The following is a 15,965-nucleotide window of genomic DNA, read 5'->3' as shown; positions in this document are numbered from 1 at the left end:
GAGAAGCGAAGCTCTCCCGTGGGGGCCGAGCACCATCGGCGGCCTCGGGCCTGCCCGTCGGTCCGGTCTCGCCCTGTTCTCCCACCCACGCACCGCCCGAAACTGTTTGCCGAGAAGCAGAACTCTCCGGTAGGGGCCGAGCACCATCGGCGGCCTCGGGCCGTGCGGGGACAGGACGGAGGCGTCGGGCCGCCGGTCCGGTGCCGCCCCGTTCTCCCACGGGTCAGGTGTTGGTGAGTTCGGCGTTTGCGCGGGTTGTGATCAGGGTCAGGACGCGGCCGGCGATCGCGAGGTCCTCCTCCGGGATGCCCGCGTACAGGCGGGCCGCGATCTCGGCGCTCTCGGCGGAGACGGTCTCGTACAGTTCCCGTCCGGCGTCCGTGACCCGCAGCCGGGACGTGTCCGCCGGGTCCGCCTCCACCAGCTTCGCGGCCGTCAGCTCCTCGATCGCGCCGCGCCCGACCGACTCGCCGGTCTTCAGCGCGCCGGTGATCTCGCCGACGAGATCGTCGCGGCCGATGGACTCACCGGCGACCGCGACGAGCCGGAGCGTCAGATTCTGGTGGAACGTGGTGCCGTGGCGGGCCAGCACGCCCTCCAGAAGGGCACGCGGGGCGTGGTGCGCCAAGCCGATGACGCGGGCGTTGACCAGAGGCGTGGTGGTCATGACTGCTCCTTCTCGGTCTCGTTCTCGGTGTGCGGATCAAGAGGTGCGGCGAGCAGGGTCCCCAGCTCGCGGGTGAACTGCCGTGCGCGCGGGTCGTCCCGTCCTCCGAGCGGCGCGAGCAACTGGTCCAGCAGTCCCTGGACCACCTTGATCGCCCGGCCGGTGACATCGCGGCCCTGTTCGGTGAGCGACAGCTGCATGGCGCGCGGGTCGTACGGGTCCCGGGTGCGGGCGACGAGGCCTGCGGTCTCCAGGGCGCGGGCCAGCTTGGAGACGTACAGCGGTTCGAGCCCGGTGTGGTCGGCGAGCGCGCGCTGACTGGGCCGTACCCCGGAGCGCGCGATGCCGTACAGCGACGCCATCAACGCGTACTGGGCGTGGGTCAGACCCAGCGGCCCGACCGCCCGGTCGACGGCCACCCGCCACTTCATCGACAGACGCCAGACCAGAAACCCCGCCGTGGCGCCCTCAGCTGCAGTGCTCATGGACACATACGGTACATGGACACTATGTACATGGCTACTATTTTGCAGCGTCACAGGTCCGCTGCAGTCCCGGGGAGAAAACAGTCTCGCCCGGGAGGCCGTCGGTACGGGCTCGTACACTCGCCTGCGTGGATATGACCCTTCAGGACCCTCTCGTCGGGCAGGTGCTCGACGGCCGTTATCGCGTCGACGCGCGGATCGCCGTCGGCGGGATGGCCACGGTCTACCGGGCCCTGGACGTCCGGCTGGACCGGGTGCTCGCGCTGAAAGTGATGCATCCGGCGCTCGCCGCCGACGGCGCGTTCGTCGAGAGGTTCATCCGGGAGGCCAAGTCGGTCGCCCGGCTGGCCCACCCGAACGTCGTCCAGGTCTTCGACCAGGGCACCGACGGGACGTATGTCTATCTCGCCATGGAGTACATCGCGGGGTGCACCCTGCGCGACGTGCTGCGGGAGCGCGGCGCACTGCAGCCGCGGGCCGCGCTGGACATCCTGGAGCCGGTGCTGGCCGCGCTGGGCGCCGCGCACCGCGCCGGGTTCGTGCACCGGGACATGAAGCCCGAGAACGTGCTGATAGGGGACGACGGGCGGGTCAAGGTCGCCGACTTCGGGCTCGTACGGTCCGTGGACTCGGTCACCAACACGACGGGGGCCGTGCTCGGCACCGTGGCCTATCTCGCGCCCGAGCAGGTCGAGAGCGGGGCCGCCGATCCGCGCGTCGACGTCTACGCGTGCGGTGTCGTGCTCTACGAGATGCTCACCGGGGAGAAACCGCACGACGGGGACTCGCCCGCGGTGATCCTCTACAAGCACCTCCACGAGAACGTGCCGGCGCCGTCCGTCACCGTGCCGGGGCTGGCGTACGAACTCGACGAGCTGGTCGCCCTCGGCACCGCCCGCAACCCCGAGGTCCGGCCGTACGACGCCGTCGCGCTGCTCGCCGCCGCGCGGGAGGCGCGGGGCAGGCTGAGCGACGCGCAGCTGGACGCCGTACCGCCGCAGGCGCTGTCGGAGGCGCATGACATCGCCGAGGACCGGACCAGCGTGATCCCGCGGTCGCTGACGGTGCCCCGGCCGCTGCCCGTCAACGAGGAGGACGAGGGCGTCCTGCGGACCAGCCGGTTCGAGGCACCCCCGCCGGCTCCGGACCGGCGGCGCGGGGGCCGCCGGTCCCGGCGCGGGCTGGTGACGCTCATCGTCGCCGTGCTGGTCCTCCTCGGCGCCGGGGCCGGCGTCTGGTACATCAACTCCGGGCAGTTCACCAAGGTCCCGCCGCTGCTGGCCAAGACCCAGGCGGAGGCCACCGCGCGGCTGAAGGAGGCCGGGCTCGACGTCAGGTCGGTCGAGCACGCCTACAGCGACACGGTGAAGCGGGGCACCGTGATCAGCACCGACCCGGCGGCCGGCGCGCGGATCCGCAGCAACGACTCGGTGGCCCTGACCGTCTCCGACGGCCCGGAGACCGTCAACGTGCCGGACGTGCAGGGACGGACCCTGGCGAGGGCCAAGGCGCTGCTCAGGGCCGACGGCCTCGAACCGGGCATGGTGACAAGGGAGTTCAGCGAAGACGTGCCCAAGGGGTCGGTGATCAGCACCGATCCGGGGGCCGGGGCGAAGCGGCACGCCGGAGCGGCCGTCGCCTTCGTCGTCAGCAAGGGCTCGCCGGTCGACGTTCCGGACGTCACCGGTGACAGCCTGGACGACGCCCGGCAGGAGCTGCAGCAGGCCGGGCTGAAGGTGACGGTGTCCGCCACCGAGGTCAGCTCCCAGTACGACCAGGGGCAGGTCGCCCAGCAGACCCCGGCCGGCGACGCACAGGCCGCGGCCGGCGACACGGTGACGCTGACGCTCTCCAAGGGCCCGGAGATGGTCGAGGTGCCGAACGTGGTCGGGGCCAGTGTGGACGCCGCGACCAAGCTGCTGGAGCAGTCCGGTTTCCAGGTCAAGGAGGACCGCGGGCTGCTCGGGCTGTTCGGGAACACCGTGAAGAAGCAGTCCGTGAACGCCGGGGAGCAGGCGCCCAAGGGGTCGACGATCACGATCACCATCCGCTGACGGGGACCCGGCCGTGTCATGACACCCTTGACGGGTGAAGAGTCAGCGGTCCGGTCCCTCCCGCAACCCCGTCGGCGGTCATGTCCCCGTGGCCGGAGGCCTGCACTCCGTGGGGCTGGCGTACGCCCGTGAACTGAAGGCCGAGACCGTGCAGGTCTTCGTCGCCAACCCGCGCGGCTGGGCCACCCCGGCCGGCAACCCCAGGCAGGACGAGGCGTTCCGCACAGCCTGCGCGGAGGGGTCGGTCCCGGCGTATGTGCACGCCCCCTACCTGATCAACTTCGGCTCGCACACCGAGGCGACCGTGGAGAAGTCGGTGGAGTCACTGCGGCACTCGCTGCGCCGCGGGCGGGAGATCGGCGCACTGGGTGTGGTCGTGCACACCGGGAGCGCGACCGGCGGGCGGGCCCGGGAGGTCGCGCTGAAGCAGGTACGGGCTCAGCTGCTGCCGCTGCTGGACGAGCTCACCCACGACGACGACCCGTTCCTGCTCCTGGAGTCCACCGCCGGCCAGGGCGCGTCCCTCTGCTCGCGGACCTGGGACTTCGGGCCGTACTTCGAAGCGCTGGACGCACATCCGAAGCTGGGTGTCTGCCTGGACACCTGCCACATCTTCGCCGCCGGACACGACCTGACCGGGCCGAGCGGGATGCACCGGACACTGGACCTGCTGGTGGACACCGTCGGCGAGGGGCGGCTGAAGCTGATCCACGCCAACGACTCCAAGGACGTCGTCGGCGCGCACAAGGACCGGCACGAGAACATCGGGTCCGGGCACATCGGCGAGGATCCGTTCCGTGCGCTGATGACCCACCCGGCGACCGCGGGCGTACCGCTGATCATCGAGACGCCCGGCGGCAGGGAGGGGCACGCGGCCGACGTCGAGCGCCTCAAGCGGCTCCGCGACGACTGACACCCCTCGGACCCGGGCTCACCCCACCGCCAGCGGCACCACCGCCAGCAGCAGACCCGCTCCGAGCAGCGCCATCGAGCGGCGCAGCCAGCGGTACTTCGCCGACAGGATGACGCTGACGTCCTGGAACTGGGTGAGCAGCCAGCCCACCCGGTCCGCCCCGGCCTCGGCGGCGGCGCGGCGCAGCGCCTCCCGGTCCACGCCGCCCAGCGCGTCGGCGTAGAAGGTCGGGCCGGGTGCCGAGCGGACCGTGCGGGTGCGGGGCACGATCACCGCGAGCAGCAGCAGCGTGCCGGCCGCCCACAGCGCCCCGCCCGCCGCGAGGAAGGCCAGGGCGGTGCCGGAGGTGCCGGACGGCGCCCCTCTGCCGAGCGCCAGCGCGGGCACCGCGACGGCGCCCGAGAGCAGGACGGACGCCTTCACGTCCGCCCTGCCCAGGTCCTCACGCACGGTCAGCAGCAGCCGTTCGGCGACGTAGTACGCGGCGGCGTCGGGACCGAGATCAGGACCAAGACCGGGACCGAGATCGGGACCGGGATCGGGGCCTGGACCGGGGCCTGGACCGGGACCGGGATCGGGGCCTGGTCCGAGACCGGGATCGGGGTCTGGGTCGTCTGGGTTCATCGGCGGGCCTCGGGGCTGGAGTCGTCCTCCACCCCCGTCCCCTCACCGGGGATGACGTCCGCCGGGAAGACGGGCGGGGCCGGCGGGAGCGGGGGCGGCGCGTCGGCCGGGAGCAGCGGGGGCGCGGGCGGCATCGGCGGTACCGGCAGCGAGGTCGGGGCCTGCGGCAGGCCGCCCGGGAAGACACCGGTGGAGACCGAGCGGCTGTAGTCGATCAGGGCCTGGACCTGGTCGTCGATCTGGTGGCGCTGGACCACGCCCTGGTTGATCAGGTTGGTCAGGTAGTCCAGGGCGCCCTGGCGCTGTTCACGGGCCTGCTGCTGGAGCACGCCGAGGATCTCGTGCGCCCGGCTCGGGTCGGCGGCCAGCATATGGGCGTACTGGGCCGTCTCGCCCGCCCCGATCAGCTTCTGCGCGTCGTCGAGGTTGGCGGCGATCCGCGCCTTGTTGGCGGTGTCGATGGCCTCCTGGACCACACTGTCCTTCTCCACCGCGACCATCTGGGCCTGGTGGTCGGCGGCGGCCCGGCCGAGGTCGATACGGACGAACACCTGGGTGGCGAGACCGAGTTCGGCACCGAAGTCGGCCCACCGGCCGCTGACCAGCTCGTCCTGGATCGCCTCGTCGACCTGCTGGGCCGAGTCCAGGCTGTAGCGGCGGCTGAGCCCGCGCAGCCTGGCCTCCAGCGACGGGCGGAGCATCCGCTCGACGTCGACCACACGCTTCTCGGCGGCCAGATAGAAGTCGCGGACCTCCCAGTTGACGTCGGCGCCCGCCCTGAACTGGGAGCGGTCCCCGTAGGTGGGCAGGTCCATCTGGAAGGAGACCTGGTGCTGGCCGCGGGCGATCCAGCACACCGAGGTGGGCTTGCCCATCAGCGGCTTGTTGAAGTGCTCGGCACCGCGGACGGTGATGATGCTGTGCCCGCCGTTCTTGTAGTAGAGCACCGACGCCACCTGGCTGTTGCGGTGCCGGTAGGCGGCCTGCGGGGCGAACTCGCGGACGAAGGGGCCTCTGAGGTCGAGCGGCAGGACGAACTCCTCGTCCTGCGGCTGCCACGGCTGCCACTGGTTGTGCGTCATGGTGTACTCGCTCCCTGGACCGCCCCCCACAGGCGGCGGACCTGCTGTTCGTTCAGTGGTTGGTCGGGGTCTTCGGCGATTTCCTTGATGAGGGACAGCAGCCGGTTGCGGTCGTCGTGGCTGTGCACGAGCAGCGGCAGGAACCGCTCCAGCTGTCCGGCCCAGGGCTGGTCGGCGCAGCCGCGCAGCCAGTCGGACACGGTCTCGACGGCGGCCTCGTAGGACCGCGGGGTCTGCAGGGCCGTCCACAGCAACCCGGCGAGTTCCGTGGCGAGCGCGGGCCGCACGGCGGCGAGGGCCAGCATCAGCGGCCAGTCGCCGTGGTCCTCCAGGTCCTCGTGCCGGTTCCAGAGGTCGCTGGCGGGGAGTCCGGCCAGGTAGACCGTGGACTGCAGGCCGAGGTCCTGCTGAGGCCGGCGTTCGTCGGAGAGCCAGGCCCGGATCCGGTGCAGGGTCCGGGCCTCGGGGTGGGCGCCGGCGAAGTGGGCGACCTGCACGGCCGCACCGGCCCGCAGCTTGCCCTCTTCCCAGACGCCGATGCCGCCGAGCAGGTCGAGGGACTCCCGGACGGTGTCGGTGGCCCGGCCCCGGCCGAGTACCGCCCCTGCGGTCCAGCGCAGTTCCTGGTCGCCGTACCGGGCCCAGGAGCCGACCAGGGCGCGGATGGCGGTGCCGACCTCCGGGGAGCTCAGGGCCACGTCGAGGACGGAGGCGGCGAACAGCCTCCGGCGGGCCCGTTCGGACTGGGCCATGGGCTGGACCAGTTCGTGCACGGTGTGGGAGAGGTCCAGGCGGCACAGCCGGCCGGCCGCCACGGCGGCCCGGACCCAGACCTGGGGCCGGGTGTCCTCGCAGAGCCCGGCCAGCCAGCGCAGTACGGGTCCGCGCGCGTTGTGCCGGTGCTGCCACAGGTGGCCGAGGACGGCGGGGGCGAGTGCGTCACCGCCGAACCGCACGGTGCGTACCGGCACTTCCTCGGTGCCGACCAGTTCGGTGCCCAGTTCGGCGACCGCACGGGCGGAGACCAGCCGGGCGTCGACACCGTCGCTGAACAGCAGGCGCCCGGGGGTGGCCTCGGGGTCGACGGTGACGGCCAGTTCCCAGGCGAGTATCTCGGCGGCCTCGGCGACGGCGCTGAGCGAGGCCCCGTCCAGGACGGCGACGGCGATCCGGTAGGCCGCGTCCCGCAGCCGCTCCGGGGTCTCGGAGCGGCCCCCGCCCGCGAACCATTCGGCGGCCTGGTTCTCGGCGAACTTCCGGCATTCGTCGATGAGTTCGTCGTGGGTGAGCTTGCCCTGGGTGTGCCGGGCCAGGAGGGTGGCGAAGTGGGCCGCCTCCGCCGGCCGTAGGTCTTCCAGTCCCCGCGCCGCCAGCACATCGGGGTCGATGGCGGTCGCCCGGGCCCGTTCGTAGTCGGGTCCCACGCCGCCGAGTTCGAGGGCGAGGTGGCCTTCGAGTACGGCGGTCTGGGCGGCCGGGGTGTGGGCGCGGTGGTAGCGGGCGCTGCGGGAGAGCACGTCACCGGGTTCGGGGGTGGCGAGCAGGACCGCGTAGGCGTTCTTCCTGCCGAGCAGTTGGCAGAGCCGGTCCAGGCCGGTCTCGTCGGGCAGCGCGGCGCCGGGTTCCAGCGCGTAGCCGTGGCCCTCGCTGATCTGGTCGTCGTCGAGCTTGTCCAGGTCGGTGCGCGGGTCGAGCCGGGAGACATGGCCGTCGGTCAGTCTGTCCAGCAGGGACAGGGCGGTGTAGGCGCGGCCGGTGCCGGGCTGGCCGAACAGCACCAGGAGCCGTCCGGCGGTCAGCCGGCCGAGGTGGTCGTCGTAGTCCGCGGGCTGTGTGAAGACCTGGCGGAGTCTGCGCAGTTGGTCGGGCGGGAGCGGGCCGGCGAGCACGCGTTCCGTGGTCTGCCGGCCGTAGAAGTTCATGGTGCCGACGGATCCGGAGCTGACGAGGGTGCCGGATCCGTGCTGGCTCACGGTCGAGCGGTAGACGCGGGAGGCGGCGGCCGCGGCGCCGGGCAGCGCCGCCTCGCCGAGCGGATCTGCGGCGGAGCCGCCGATGACATCGGCCTTCTCCGGCTCGGGTGCGCCGACGGACTCGGCGCCCTGCGGCTTGTCGGGTTCGGCCTTCTGCTGCGGCTGCGGCTGCGGTTGCTGCGGCGGCGGTTTCGGGGAGCCCTGGGGCGGCTGGGGGCCCGGTGCGTTCATCGGCCACCGCCGTCGGAGAGGTCGATGTTGTCGACGGTGCCGGCGACCACGATCCGGCCGGTCCCGTGCTGGTGGACGGTCTGGACGACGCGGTCACCGGTGGCCGCGTCGTCTCCGGCGGCTGCGGTGCCTGCGGTGGGCACGTCGTCTGCGGCGGCTGCGGTGGCCGCGTCATCTGGCGTGCCTGCGGTGGGCGCGTCATCTGGCGTGCCTGCGGTGGGCGCGTCATCTGCGGTACCTGCGGTGGGCGCGTCGCCCGCGGCGGCCGGCGGCTGCGGCGGGTGGTCCGTCCGCGGTCCGGGCTGTTCCGGCGGACCGCCCGGTCCGTCCGCCGTCGGCTCCGGGTGCTGTTCCGCGTACGGCTCCGGCGGTTCGCACCGGCCGGGGACCATGAACCAGGCGGTGGTGCGGCCCTCCTTGAGGTCCACGTCGTACCGTCGGTAGTACTTGGGGTCCACCCAGCGTCCGCCGGGCAGGACGAAGTCCTCGTGCACCCGGTCGGAGGCGGCCACCACCAGGGGTGCGTCGGCCGCGGCCCTGAGGATCGCCTTCGCGGTGCCGCAGTCGCACAGCCGGCAGGCCAGGTCGACGGCGCGCCCGGAGCGGCCGAAGGCGTCTGCCGTGACTCGGCCGATGTGCAGGCCCACGCGCAGCCGCAGCGGCTTTCTGAGGTCCCGGTTGGTCTCCCGCAGGTTCTGGTGGAGATGCTCCACCCACTCCCCCACGACCCGGACGGGCGGCACATCGGGTGCCAGCACACCGAGGATGCCGTCGCCGCGGTCCTCCTGGTAGAGCCGCGGCGGGCGGATGCCGGCCTGTTCGAAGGCGGTGCCCGTGACGTCGTAGAGTCTGCGCCGCATCTCGGGTTTCTCGGTGTCGGACAGCAGGCCCGAGCCCTGTGCGTCCACGTTGACGATGAAGCCGTACGCGGCTTCCCCCTCCATCGCTTTCTCCTCCCTGCCGTCCCGCCGGACCACCGGCCGCCTGGCTGCGATGGTCGCGGAGCCGGCCGGTTGTCGCTGTAGCCGTTTACACAGCCCACGGGACTCGGTGTTTCTAGGTCTCGTGCGGTTGTCCGGCGGCGAGCAGGCGGAGCGGGTCCAGATCGGCCACGGCCAACGTGCCGGGACCGGTGCGGACCAGGCCCTGTTCGCGTAACAGGCGCAGTGCCTTGGCGACGGCCTCGCGGGTGGAGCCCACGGACGCGGCCAGTTCGTGCTGCGCGAGGGGCAGCCGTATGGTCACGGCCTCGTTCTCCGGGCGGCCGGTGCGGTCGGCGAGTTCGACGAGGCGCTCGGCGAGCCGCTGCAGCACGGTCATGGAGGCCAGCGCCCGGCGCTCGTGGTCCGCGCTGCGCAGCCGCTCGGCGAGCTGGTTCATCATCAGCGCGTTGGCGTGCGGCCGCGAGGCCAGGAACCGCCGGAACCGCTCACCCGGTACGACCAGACCCGTCACCTGTCCGAGCGTGCTCACCGAGGCGCTGCGCGGGCGGCCGTCGAGCGCCGCCATGTCGCCGATGACCTCGCCGGCCCGGCGCAGGGCCAGGATCAGCCGGCCGCCGCGCTCGGTCGGTGTCCACACCGTGCACCAGCCGCTGAGCAGGACCACCGCGAACGTGGTGCGGTCGCCTTCCGCGATCACCGTGTCGTACGGCGGGTACTCGTGCCGGGCACCTAATCCCGCCAGTGCTTCCCGGTCCCCCGGACCGAGTCCCCCCATGAAGGTATGCCGCTCTCCGAACAGCCCCACCGTCGTCCCCCGACCGCTCGCCCCCGAACCGGATCACAAGCGGAACCCCACGGGCCCCCCGGATCCGTCTCCGCCCGGCGCGTCTCCCGCCAGGCAAGGATCTCAGCGTAGCGCTCTGGGCACGGAATGTGCCCGCCGTTACCGGAACGAGCCCCGAACCCTTCCACGGAATACCCCAGGGGGGTATACATGTTGGCGTCACAGAAGGATCCGCACCTGACACCGGGGGTCAGCCATGGACCACGAACACGCCATTCACGAGCACGCCGTCCACGAGCACACCGAACACGGCGACACCGAACACACCCACACCGCGCACACCCACACGGCACACGGAGCACATGGCAGCACCGGCACCTCCTGGGCCATGGCGGCACAGGCGACCCTGCACTGCCTCACCGGCTGTGCCGTCGGAGAGGTGCTCGGGATGGTCGTCGGTACGGCGTTCGGCTGGGGGAACCTGCCGACCACGCTGCTGGCGATCGTGCTGGCGTTCTTCTTCGGCTACGCGCTCACGATGCGCGGGGTCCTGAGGGCGGGCGTCGACTTCCGTACCGCGCTGCGGGTGGCGCTGGCCGCGGACACCGTCTCCATCGCCGTGATGGAGCTGATCGACAACGGCACGATCCTGGTCTGGCCGGCCGCGATGGACGCCCAGTTGGACGACGCGCTGTTCTGGATCTCGCTGACCGTGTCGCTCGTGCTCGCGTTCATCGTGACCACACCGGTCAACAAGTGGACGATCGGGCGGGGCAAGGGGCACGCGGTGGTGCACCGGTACCACCACTAGAGCACCGGCACCGGCGGCTCAGAGTTCCGGACCGTCCCCCGGACCCTCCTGGTAGGAGTAGCGCTGCTCCTTCCAGGGGTCGCCGATGTTGTGGTAGCCGCGCTCCTCCCAGAAGCCGCGGCGGTCGGCGGTCATGTACTCGATGCCGCGGACCCACTTGGGGCCCTTCCAGGCGTACAGATGGGGCACGACCAGGCGCACCGGGAAGCCGTGCTCGGCGGTGAGGAGTTCGCCGTCCTTGTGGGTGGCGAAGACGGTGCGCTCGGCGGCGAAGTCCGCGAGGCGCAGATTGGAGCTGAAGCCGTACTCCGCCCAGACCATCACATGGGTGACGCCGGGGGCGGGCGGAGCGAGCTCCAGGACGGTCCGGGCCGGGATCCCGCCCCACTCCGCGCCGAGCATGCTGAACTTCGTCACACAGTGCAGATCCGCGACCACGGTGGCGTACGGCAGGGCGCTGAACTGCTCGTGGTTCCAGCTGTGCGCGCCCGCGTCGGCGGTGGCGCCGAAGACCCTGAACTCCCAGCGCTCGGGCCGGAACTTGGGCACCGGGCCGTAGTGGGTGACCGGCCAGCCGCGCTGCAGTCGCTGTCCCGGCGGAAGCTCGGACCCTGCAGCTTCTCGCGACGCGCGCTCCACCGGATGACCCATGCCTTCCATCCTGACAGACCGCAAGCGGTGCACCCGACCAGGCATACCCCTCGGAAGTCGTCAAAACGGCCAACTGGCATCAAGCATGCACGTACTTACTAAGTACGCACTTACTGGACGATCTTCTGTGCCGGTGCAATCATGCGCCGCAAACACCCCAGTCCGTGGAAGGAGCCTCTGCGATGCAGGGCGACCCCGAGGTCATCGAATTCCTCAACGAGCAGCTCACCGGTGAGCTCACCGCGATCAACCAGTACTTCCTGCACGCGAAGATGCAGGAGAACTTCGGCTGGTACAAGCTCGCGAAGTACACCCGGCACGAGTCGTTCGACGAGATGAAGCACGCCGAGGTGCTCACCGACCGGATCCTGTTCCTGGAGGGGCTGCCCAACTACCAGCGGCTGTTCCACGTGCGCGTGGGGCAGACCGTGAAGGAGATGTTCGAGGCCGACCGGCAGATCGAGGTGGAGGCGATCGACCGGCTCAAGCGCGGGATCAAGGTGATGCGCGAGAAGGGCGACATCACGTCCGCGAACATCTTCGAGGACATCCTGGCCGACGAGGAGAACCACATCGACTACCTCGACACCCAGCTGGAGCTGGTGGAGAAGCTCGGTGAGGCGCTCTACATCTCGCAGATCATCGAGCAGCCCGAGAGCAGCTAGGCGCTCCGCGGGAGGGGCCGAGACAGGTCGTCGGTCGCCTGCGGGTCCGTCGCGGCTGATCGCGCCCGCGCGGCGGTAGCCGCATATCCAATACCGCCCCGCGCCCCTTCGGGGCGCTCACCCTGCAACGCCGTCAGGACAGGCCTGCCCTGGTCGGCCAGCTCGCGGCGGGGACAGGCGCCCCGGCCGAGGATCGCCTGGATCCGGCGGACGCACGATCCGCAGTCCGTGCCCGCCTTGCAGGCGGACGCTATCTGGCGAGGGGTGCAGGCGCCGTCCTCCGCATGCTGCTTGACCTGCGCCTCGGTCACTCCGAAGCAGCTGCAGACGTACACGCGGATTCACCTCCCGCCGGGATCGATCAGTGGTGCCGTACCGATGGACGGTGAGGCAAACCTAACCTTACCCATCACTCGCGGGCCGCAAAAGTGGAAGGGGCGCGGATCATTTGTGATCCGCGCCCCACTGCACTACAAGACCTGCTACTGGTCCCGGTACATCTCCGCCACGAGGAACGCCAGGTCAAGGGACTGGCTGCGGTTCAGGCGGGGGTCGCAGGCCGTCTCGTAGCGCTGGTGCAGATCGTCGACGAAGATCTCGTCGCCGCCGCCCACGCACTCGGTGACATCGTCACCGGTGAGCTCGACATGGATGCCGCCCGGGTGGGTGCCGAGGGTCTTGTGGACCTCGAAGAAGCCCTTGACCTCGTCGAGCACGTCGTCGAAGCGGCGGGTCTTGTGACCCGAGGCCGCCTCGAAGGTGTTGCCGTGCATCGGGTCGGTCACCCAGGCCACCGTGGCGCCCGAGGCGGTGACCTTCTCGACGAGCTCGGGGAGCTTGTCGCGGACCTTGTCGGCGCCCATCCGGACGATGAAGGTCAGCCGGCCCGGCTCGCGGTCCGGGTCGAGGCGGTCGATGTACCGCAGCGCCTCCTCGGCCGTGGTCGTCGGGCCGAGCTTGATGCCGATCGGGTTGCGGATCTTCGAGGCGAACTCGATGTGCGCGCCGTCCAGCTGCCGGGTGCGCTCACCGATCCACACCATGTGCCCGGAGACGTCGTACAGCTCGCCGGTGCGGGAGTCGACCCTGGTCAGGGCGGACTCGTAGTCCAGCAGCAGCGCCTCGTGCGAGGAGAAGAACTCGACGGTCTTGAACTCCTCCGGGTCGGTGCCGCAGGCCCGCATGAAGTTCAGCGCGTTGTCGATCTCGCGGGCGAGCTGCTCGTAGCGCTGGCCGGACGGGGACGACTTCACGAAGTCCTGGTTCCAGGCGTGCACCTGGCGCAGGTCCGCGTAACCGCCGGTGGTGAAGGCACGCACCAGGTTCAGCGTCGAGGCGGACGCGTTGTACATCCGCTTCAGCCGCTCGGGGTCCGGGATCCGGGCCTTCTCGTCGAAGTCGAAGCCGTTGACCGAGTCACCGCGGTACGTCGGCAGCGTCACGCCGTCGCGGGTCTCGGTCCCCTTGGAGCGCGGCTTGCTGTACTGGCCGGCGATCCGGCCCACCTTCACCACGGGCACCGACGCCGCGTACGTCAGCACGGCACCCATCTGGAGGAGGGTCTTGAGCTTGCTGCGGATGTGGTCGGCGGACACCGCGTCGAAGGCCTCGGCGCAGTCGCCGCCCTGGAGGAGGAACGCCTCTCCCTTGGCGACGGCCGCCATCCGGGCGCGCAGCTGGTCGCACTCGCCCGCGAAGACGAGCGGCGGATACGACTCCAGCTCCGCAACGACTGCGCGCAGAGCCTCGGGGTCGGGGTACTCGGGCTGCTGCGCCGCGGGCAGGTCTCGCCAGGTGTTGCCAGCGCTCGGGCTGGTCTTAGCGTTCACGGTCACCTCGTAAACATTACGGGGTCGTGTCCACGGATATTTCCGTGGCTCGACTGATGAGACGGAAAGATTGTCCCGTGGACAGAGGGTGGGGTGCGGTACTGTTTCCCGCATGTTCGCGTATTCGACCTGCAACCAGATCCAGAACTGGTGGTGGACCGCTTCTCCGGCGGCCCACTGATTACGCGTACGCAAGACTTCGCGAAGGCCGCCCGAGGGGCGGCCTTCGGCGTTTCCGGGGTCGTTCCTCCCTTACCAGCCCTATGAGGCAGAGGAACCCATGGACCTGACCCGGTTGCTCCACGACGACCGCCCCTTCGCCCTGCTCCGCCGCCGCACGCCCGGCCACGACGAGAACACGGTGGAGGTCCTGGTCGGTCCGGTCACCGCCCACGACCGGCTCGCCGACCTGCCCGACGAGGGACTGGCCCTCGTGCCGTTCCGGCAGATCCGGGAGCGGGGGTTCGATGTGCGGGACGACGGGACGCCGCTGCTGGTGCTGACACCGACGGTGGTAGGTCACATTCCACTGGACGAGGCCCTGGCGACCCTGCCGTCCCACGACGTCCGCGTCCGGGCCGGCGGCTTCGACGTCGACGACGACGAGTACGCGGAGATCGTCGGCCGGGTGCTGCGCGAGGAGATCGGGCGGGGCGAGGGCGCGAACTTCGTGATCCGGCGGACGTACGAGGGCGAGATCCCCGGTTTCGGACGCGCCGACGCCCTCGCTCTCTTCCGGCGGCTGTTGGAGGGCGAGCGGGGCGCGTACTGGACGTTCGTCGTCCACACCGGGGACCGGACGCTGGTCGGGGCCAGCCCCGAGGTGCACGTCCGGATGTCCGGCGGCACGGTCGTCATGAACCCGATCAGCGGCACCTACCGCTACCCCGCCGAGGGCCCCACCCCCGAGCACCTCCTCGGCTTCCTCGCCGACGGCAAGGAGATCGAGGAGCTGTCGATGGTCGTCGACGAGGAGCTCAAGATGATGTGCACGGTCGGGGACATGGGGGGTGTGGTCGTCGGGCCCCGGCTGAAGGAGATGGCCCACCTCGCGCACACCGAGTACGAGCTGCGCGGGAAGTCCTCGCTGGACGTGCGGGAGGTCCTGAAGGAGACGATGTTCGCGGCGACCGTCACGGGCTCGCCGGTGCAGAACGCCTGCCGGGTGATCGAGCGGCACGAGGTGGGCGGGCGCGGCTACTACGCGGGCGCGCTGGCGCTGCTGGGACGTGATTCCGGCGAGGCCCAGACGCTCGACTCCCCCATCCTGATCCGCACCGCCGACATCGACGCTCGGGGGCGGCTGCGGGTCCCCGTCGGCGCCACGCTGGTGCGCGGCTCGGACCCGGTGAGCGAGGTCGCGGAGACGCACGCGAAGGCGGCGGGGGTGCTGGCGGCCCTGGGCGTGCGACCGGCACGGCCGCGGGCGGAGGGGGCACGGCCCCGGCTGGCCGACGACCCCCGGGTGCGGGCCGCGCTGGACGGGCGCCGGGCCGCGCTGGCGCCGTTCTGGCTGCGGATGCGGGAGCGGACCGGGGAGCTGGCCGGGCACGCGCTGGTGGTGGACGCCGAGGACACGTTCACGGCGATGCTCGCGCATGTGCTGCGCGCGGGCGGGCTGGACGTCACCGTCCGGCGGTACGACGAGCCGGGGCTGCGGGCGGCGGTGCTCGCGCACGAGGGGCCGGTCGTGCTCGGCCCGGGGCCCGGCGACCCGGGTGACCTGGACGATCCGAAGATGCGGTTCCTGCGGGAGCTGACGGCGACGGTGATCCGGGAACACCGGTACGGGGTGCTGGGGGTCTGCCTCGGGCACGAGCTGGTCGCGGCGGAGCTGGGGCTGGAGATCGTCCGCAAGGAGGTCCCCTACCAGGGGGCGCAGACGACGGTGGACCTGTTCGGGCGTCCGGAGACCGTCGGCTTCTACAACAGCTTCGTGGCGCGCTGCGACGACGACGCGGCGCGGGAGCTGGCGGCGCACGGGGTGGAGGTGAGCCGGGCGGCGAACGGCGAGGTGCACGCGCTCCGGGGTCCCGGGTTCGCCGGGGTGCAGTTCCATCCCGAGTCGGTGCTCACGCTGAACGGGGCGGTGATCGTGCGGGAGTTGGTAGGGCAGTTGCGCGGTACCGGAACAGTTCGGGCTTGAGTTTCGGGCGCGGGTGCGTGGGGGCTTGTCGCGCCCACGCGGCGGAGCCGCATATGGATGCAGCCCCGCGCCCCTCAGGTGTCTCGCCGTAGCCGTTGGGTCAAAG

General features: G+C 71.3%; 15 protein-coding genes and 1 pseudogene. 6 read left to right on the top strand and 10 right to left on the bottom strand.

Going from position 1 to position 15,965, the window contains the following annotated elements; translation table 11 throughout:
* Positions 1-223: 223 nt before the first annotated feature.
* Positions 224-667 carry a MarR family transcriptional regulator gene (locus ACIRR9_RS09385; protein ID WP_403749288.1) on the bottom strand — a complete coding sequence of 148 codons (444 nt, stop codon included), beginning with the start codon at positions 665-667 and terminating at the stop codon, positions 224-226.
* Positions 664-1,152, bottom strand: a complete 489-nt coding sequence (locus tag ACIRR9_RS09380; RefSeq protein ID WP_403749285.1) for a MarR family winged helix-turn-helix transcriptional regulator — start codon at positions 1,150-1,152, stop codon at positions 664-666. The genes ACIRR9_RS09385 and ACIRR9_RS09380 overlap by 4 nt, the downstream gene beginning before the upstream one ends.
* Before the next feature lie 134 nt (positions 1,153-1,286).
* Between ACIRR9_RS09380 and pknB the strand changes: the two genes are divergently transcribed.
* Positions 1,287-3,206, top strand: coding sequence for a Stk1 family PASTA domain-containing Ser/Thr kinase (pknB, locus tag ACIRR9_RS09375; RefSeq protein WP_403749705.1), 1,920 nt, complete (start codon positions 1,287-1,289; stop codon positions 3,204-3,206).
* A 34-nt stretch (positions 3,207-3,240) separates the two neighbouring features.
* Positions 3,241-4,119, top strand: coding sequence for a deoxyribonuclease IV (locus ACIRR9_RS09370; RefSeq protein WP_403749282.1), 879 nt, complete (start codon positions 3,241-3,243; stop codon positions 4,117-4,119).
* Between the two features lie 18 nt (positions 4,120-4,137).
* Here the strand turns inward: ACIRR9_RS09370 and ACIRR9_RS09365 are convergent, their stop codons facing one another.
* The 5 genes from ACIRR9_RS09365 to ACIRR9_RS09345 all read right to left on the bottom strand — a co-directional run bounded on the left by ACIRR9_RS09365 (position 4,138) and on the right by ACIRR9_RS09345 (position 9,748).
* Positions 4,138-4,569 (bottom strand): Pycsar system effector family protein, encoded by a 432-nt coding sequence (locus ACIRR9_RS09365; RefSeq protein WP_403254014.1) that lies wholly within the window; start codon positions 4,567-4,569, stop codon positions 4,138-4,140.
* A gap of 170 nt (positions 4,570-4,739) precedes the next feature.
* Positions 4,740-5,825 carry a hypothetical protein gene (locus tag ACIRR9_RS09360; RefSeq protein ID WP_365336034.1) on the bottom strand — a complete coding sequence of 362 codons (1,086 nt, stop codon included), beginning with the start codon at positions 5,823-5,825 and terminating at the stop codon, positions 4,740-4,742.
* On the bottom strand, positions 5,822-8,029 hold the full coding sequence (locus tag ACIRR9_RS09355; protein WP_403749279.1) for a hypothetical protein: 2,208 nt from the start codon (positions 8,027-8,029) through the stop codon (positions 5,822-5,824). The genes ACIRR9_RS09360 and ACIRR9_RS09355 overlap by 4 nt, the downstream gene beginning before the upstream one ends.
* Positions 8,026-8,973 (bottom strand): hypothetical protein, encoded by a 948-nt coding sequence (locus ACIRR9_RS09350; RefSeq protein WP_403749276.1) that lies wholly within the window; start codon positions 8,971-8,973, stop codon positions 8,026-8,028. Before ACIRR9_RS09350 ends, ACIRR9_RS09355 begins: the two co-directional genes overlap by 4 nt.
* Before the next feature lie 112 nt (positions 8,974-9,085).
* Positions 9,086-9,748 carry a Crp/Fnr family transcriptional regulator gene (locus tag ACIRR9_RS09345; RefSeq protein WP_403749274.1) on the bottom strand — a complete coding sequence of 221 codons (663 nt, stop codon included), beginning with the start codon at positions 9,746-9,748 and terminating at the stop codon, positions 9,086-9,088.
* A gap of 265 nt (positions 9,749-10,013) precedes the next feature.
* On the opposite strand from ACIRR9_RS09345, the gene ACIRR9_RS09340 reads away from it, so the two are divergent.
* Positions 10,014-10,568 (top strand): DUF4396 domain-containing protein, encoded by a 555-nt coding sequence (locus ACIRR9_RS09340; protein WP_403749272.1) that lies wholly within the window; start codon positions 10,014-10,016, stop codon positions 10,566-10,568.
* A gap of 18 nt (positions 10,569-10,586) precedes the next feature.
* On the opposite strand, the gene ACIRR9_RS09335 is transcribed toward ACIRR9_RS09340, so the two are convergent.
* Positions 10,587-11,219 (bottom strand): sulfite oxidase-like oxidoreductase, encoded by a 633-nt coding sequence (locus ACIRR9_RS09335; protein WP_403749269.1) that lies wholly within the window; start codon positions 11,217-11,219, stop codon positions 10,587-10,589.
* Between the two features lie 182 nt (positions 11,220-11,401).
* Here ACIRR9_RS09335 and bfr point away from each other — a divergent pair, with 182 nt between their 5' ends.
* Entirely contained in the window at positions 11,402-11,884 is a 483-nt protein-coding gene (bfr, locus tag ACIRR9_RS09330) for a bacterioferritin (protein ID WP_123977855.1), read from the top strand.
* A gap of 122 nt (positions 11,885-12,006) precedes the next feature.
* On the opposite strand, the pseudogene ACIRR9_RS09325 reads toward bfr, so the two are convergent.
* Both ACIRR9_RS09325 and ACIRR9_RS09320 read right to left on the bottom strand, forming a co-directional pair.
* Positions 12,007-12,219: pseudogene (locus ACIRR9_RS09325) on the bottom strand (bacterioferritin-associated ferredoxin); the annotation flags it as partial.
* Positions 12,220-12,366: 147 nt separating this feature from the next.
* Entirely contained in the window at positions 12,367-13,719 is a 1,353-nt protein-coding gene (locus tag ACIRR9_RS09320; protein ID WP_403749267.1) for a class II 3-deoxy-7-phosphoheptulonate synthase, read from the bottom strand.
* A gap of 106 nt (positions 13,720-13,825) precedes the next feature.
* On the opposite strand from ACIRR9_RS09320, the gene ACIRR9_RS09315 reads away from it, so the two are divergent.
* Positions 13,826-13,894 carry a trp operon leader peptide gene (locus tag ACIRR9_RS09315; protein ID WP_384576151.1) on the top strand — a complete coding sequence of 23 codons (69 nt, stop codon included), beginning with the start codon at positions 13,826-13,828 and terminating at the stop codon, positions 13,892-13,894.
* Between the two features lie 99 nt (positions 13,895-13,993).
* Positions 13,994-15,859 (top strand): anthranilate synthase family protein, encoded by a 1,866-nt coding sequence (locus tag ACIRR9_RS09310; protein WP_403749265.1) that lies wholly within the window; start codon positions 13,994-13,996, stop codon positions 15,857-15,859.
* Positions 15,860-15,965: the final 106 nt, after the last annotated feature.

It is taken from the genome of Streptomyces sp. NPDC101234, from assembly GCF_044767525.1.
Classification (GTDB): domain Bacteria; phylum Actinomycetota; class Actinomycetes; order Streptomycetales; family Streptomycetaceae; genus Streptomyces; species Streptomyces sasae.
The sequence above is the reverse complement of the archived record's forward strand: the minus strand, read 5'-3'. Positions and strand labels throughout refer to the sequence as shown.

Bases quoted from the DNA above. Each gene is read 5' to 3' on its own strand.
- ACIRR9_RS09385 (WP_403749288.1), bottom strand. From the start codon at position 667: ATGACCACCACGCCTCTGGTCAACGCCCGCGTCATCGGCTTGGCGCAC.
- ACIRR9_RS09380 (WP_403749285.1), bottom strand. From the start codon at position 1,152: ATGAGCACTGCAGCTGAGGGCGCCACGGCGGGGTTTCTGGTCTGGCGT.
- pknB (WP_403749705.1), top strand. From the start codon at position 1,287: ATGACCCTTCAGGACCCTCTCGTCGGGCAGGTGCTCGACGGCCGTTAT.
- ACIRR9_RS09360 (WP_365336034.1), bottom strand. From the start codon at position 5,825: ATGACGCACAACCAGTGGCAGCCGTGGCAGCCGCAGGACGAGGAGTTC.
- ACIRR9_RS09355 (WP_403749279.1), bottom strand. From the start codon at position 8,029: ATGAACGCACCGGGCCCCCAGCCGCCCCAGGGCTCCCCGAAACCGCCG.
- ACIRR9_RS09350 (WP_403749276.1), bottom strand. From the start codon at position 8,973: ATGGAGGGGGAAGCCGCGTACGGCTTCATCGTCAACGTGGACGCACAG.
- ACIRR9_RS09345 (WP_403749274.1), bottom strand. From the start codon at position 9,748: ATGGGGGGACTCGGTCCGGGGGACCGGGAAGCACTGGCGGGATTAGGT.
- ACIRR9_RS09340 (WP_403749272.1), top strand. From the start codon at position 10,014: ATGGACCACGAACACGCCATTCACGAGCACGCCGTCCACGAGCACACC.
- ACIRR9_RS09335 (WP_403749269.1), bottom strand. From the start codon at position 11,219: ATGGGTCATCCGGTGGAGCGCGCGTCGCGAGAAGCTGCAGGGTCCGAG.
- bfr (WP_123977855.1), top strand. From the start codon at position 11,402: ATGCAGGGCGACCCCGAGGTCATCGAATTCCTCAACGAGCAGCTCACC.
- ACIRR9_RS09310 (WP_403749265.1), top strand. From the start codon at position 13,994: ATGGACCTGACCCGGTTGCTCCACGACGACCGCCCCTTCGCCCTGCTC.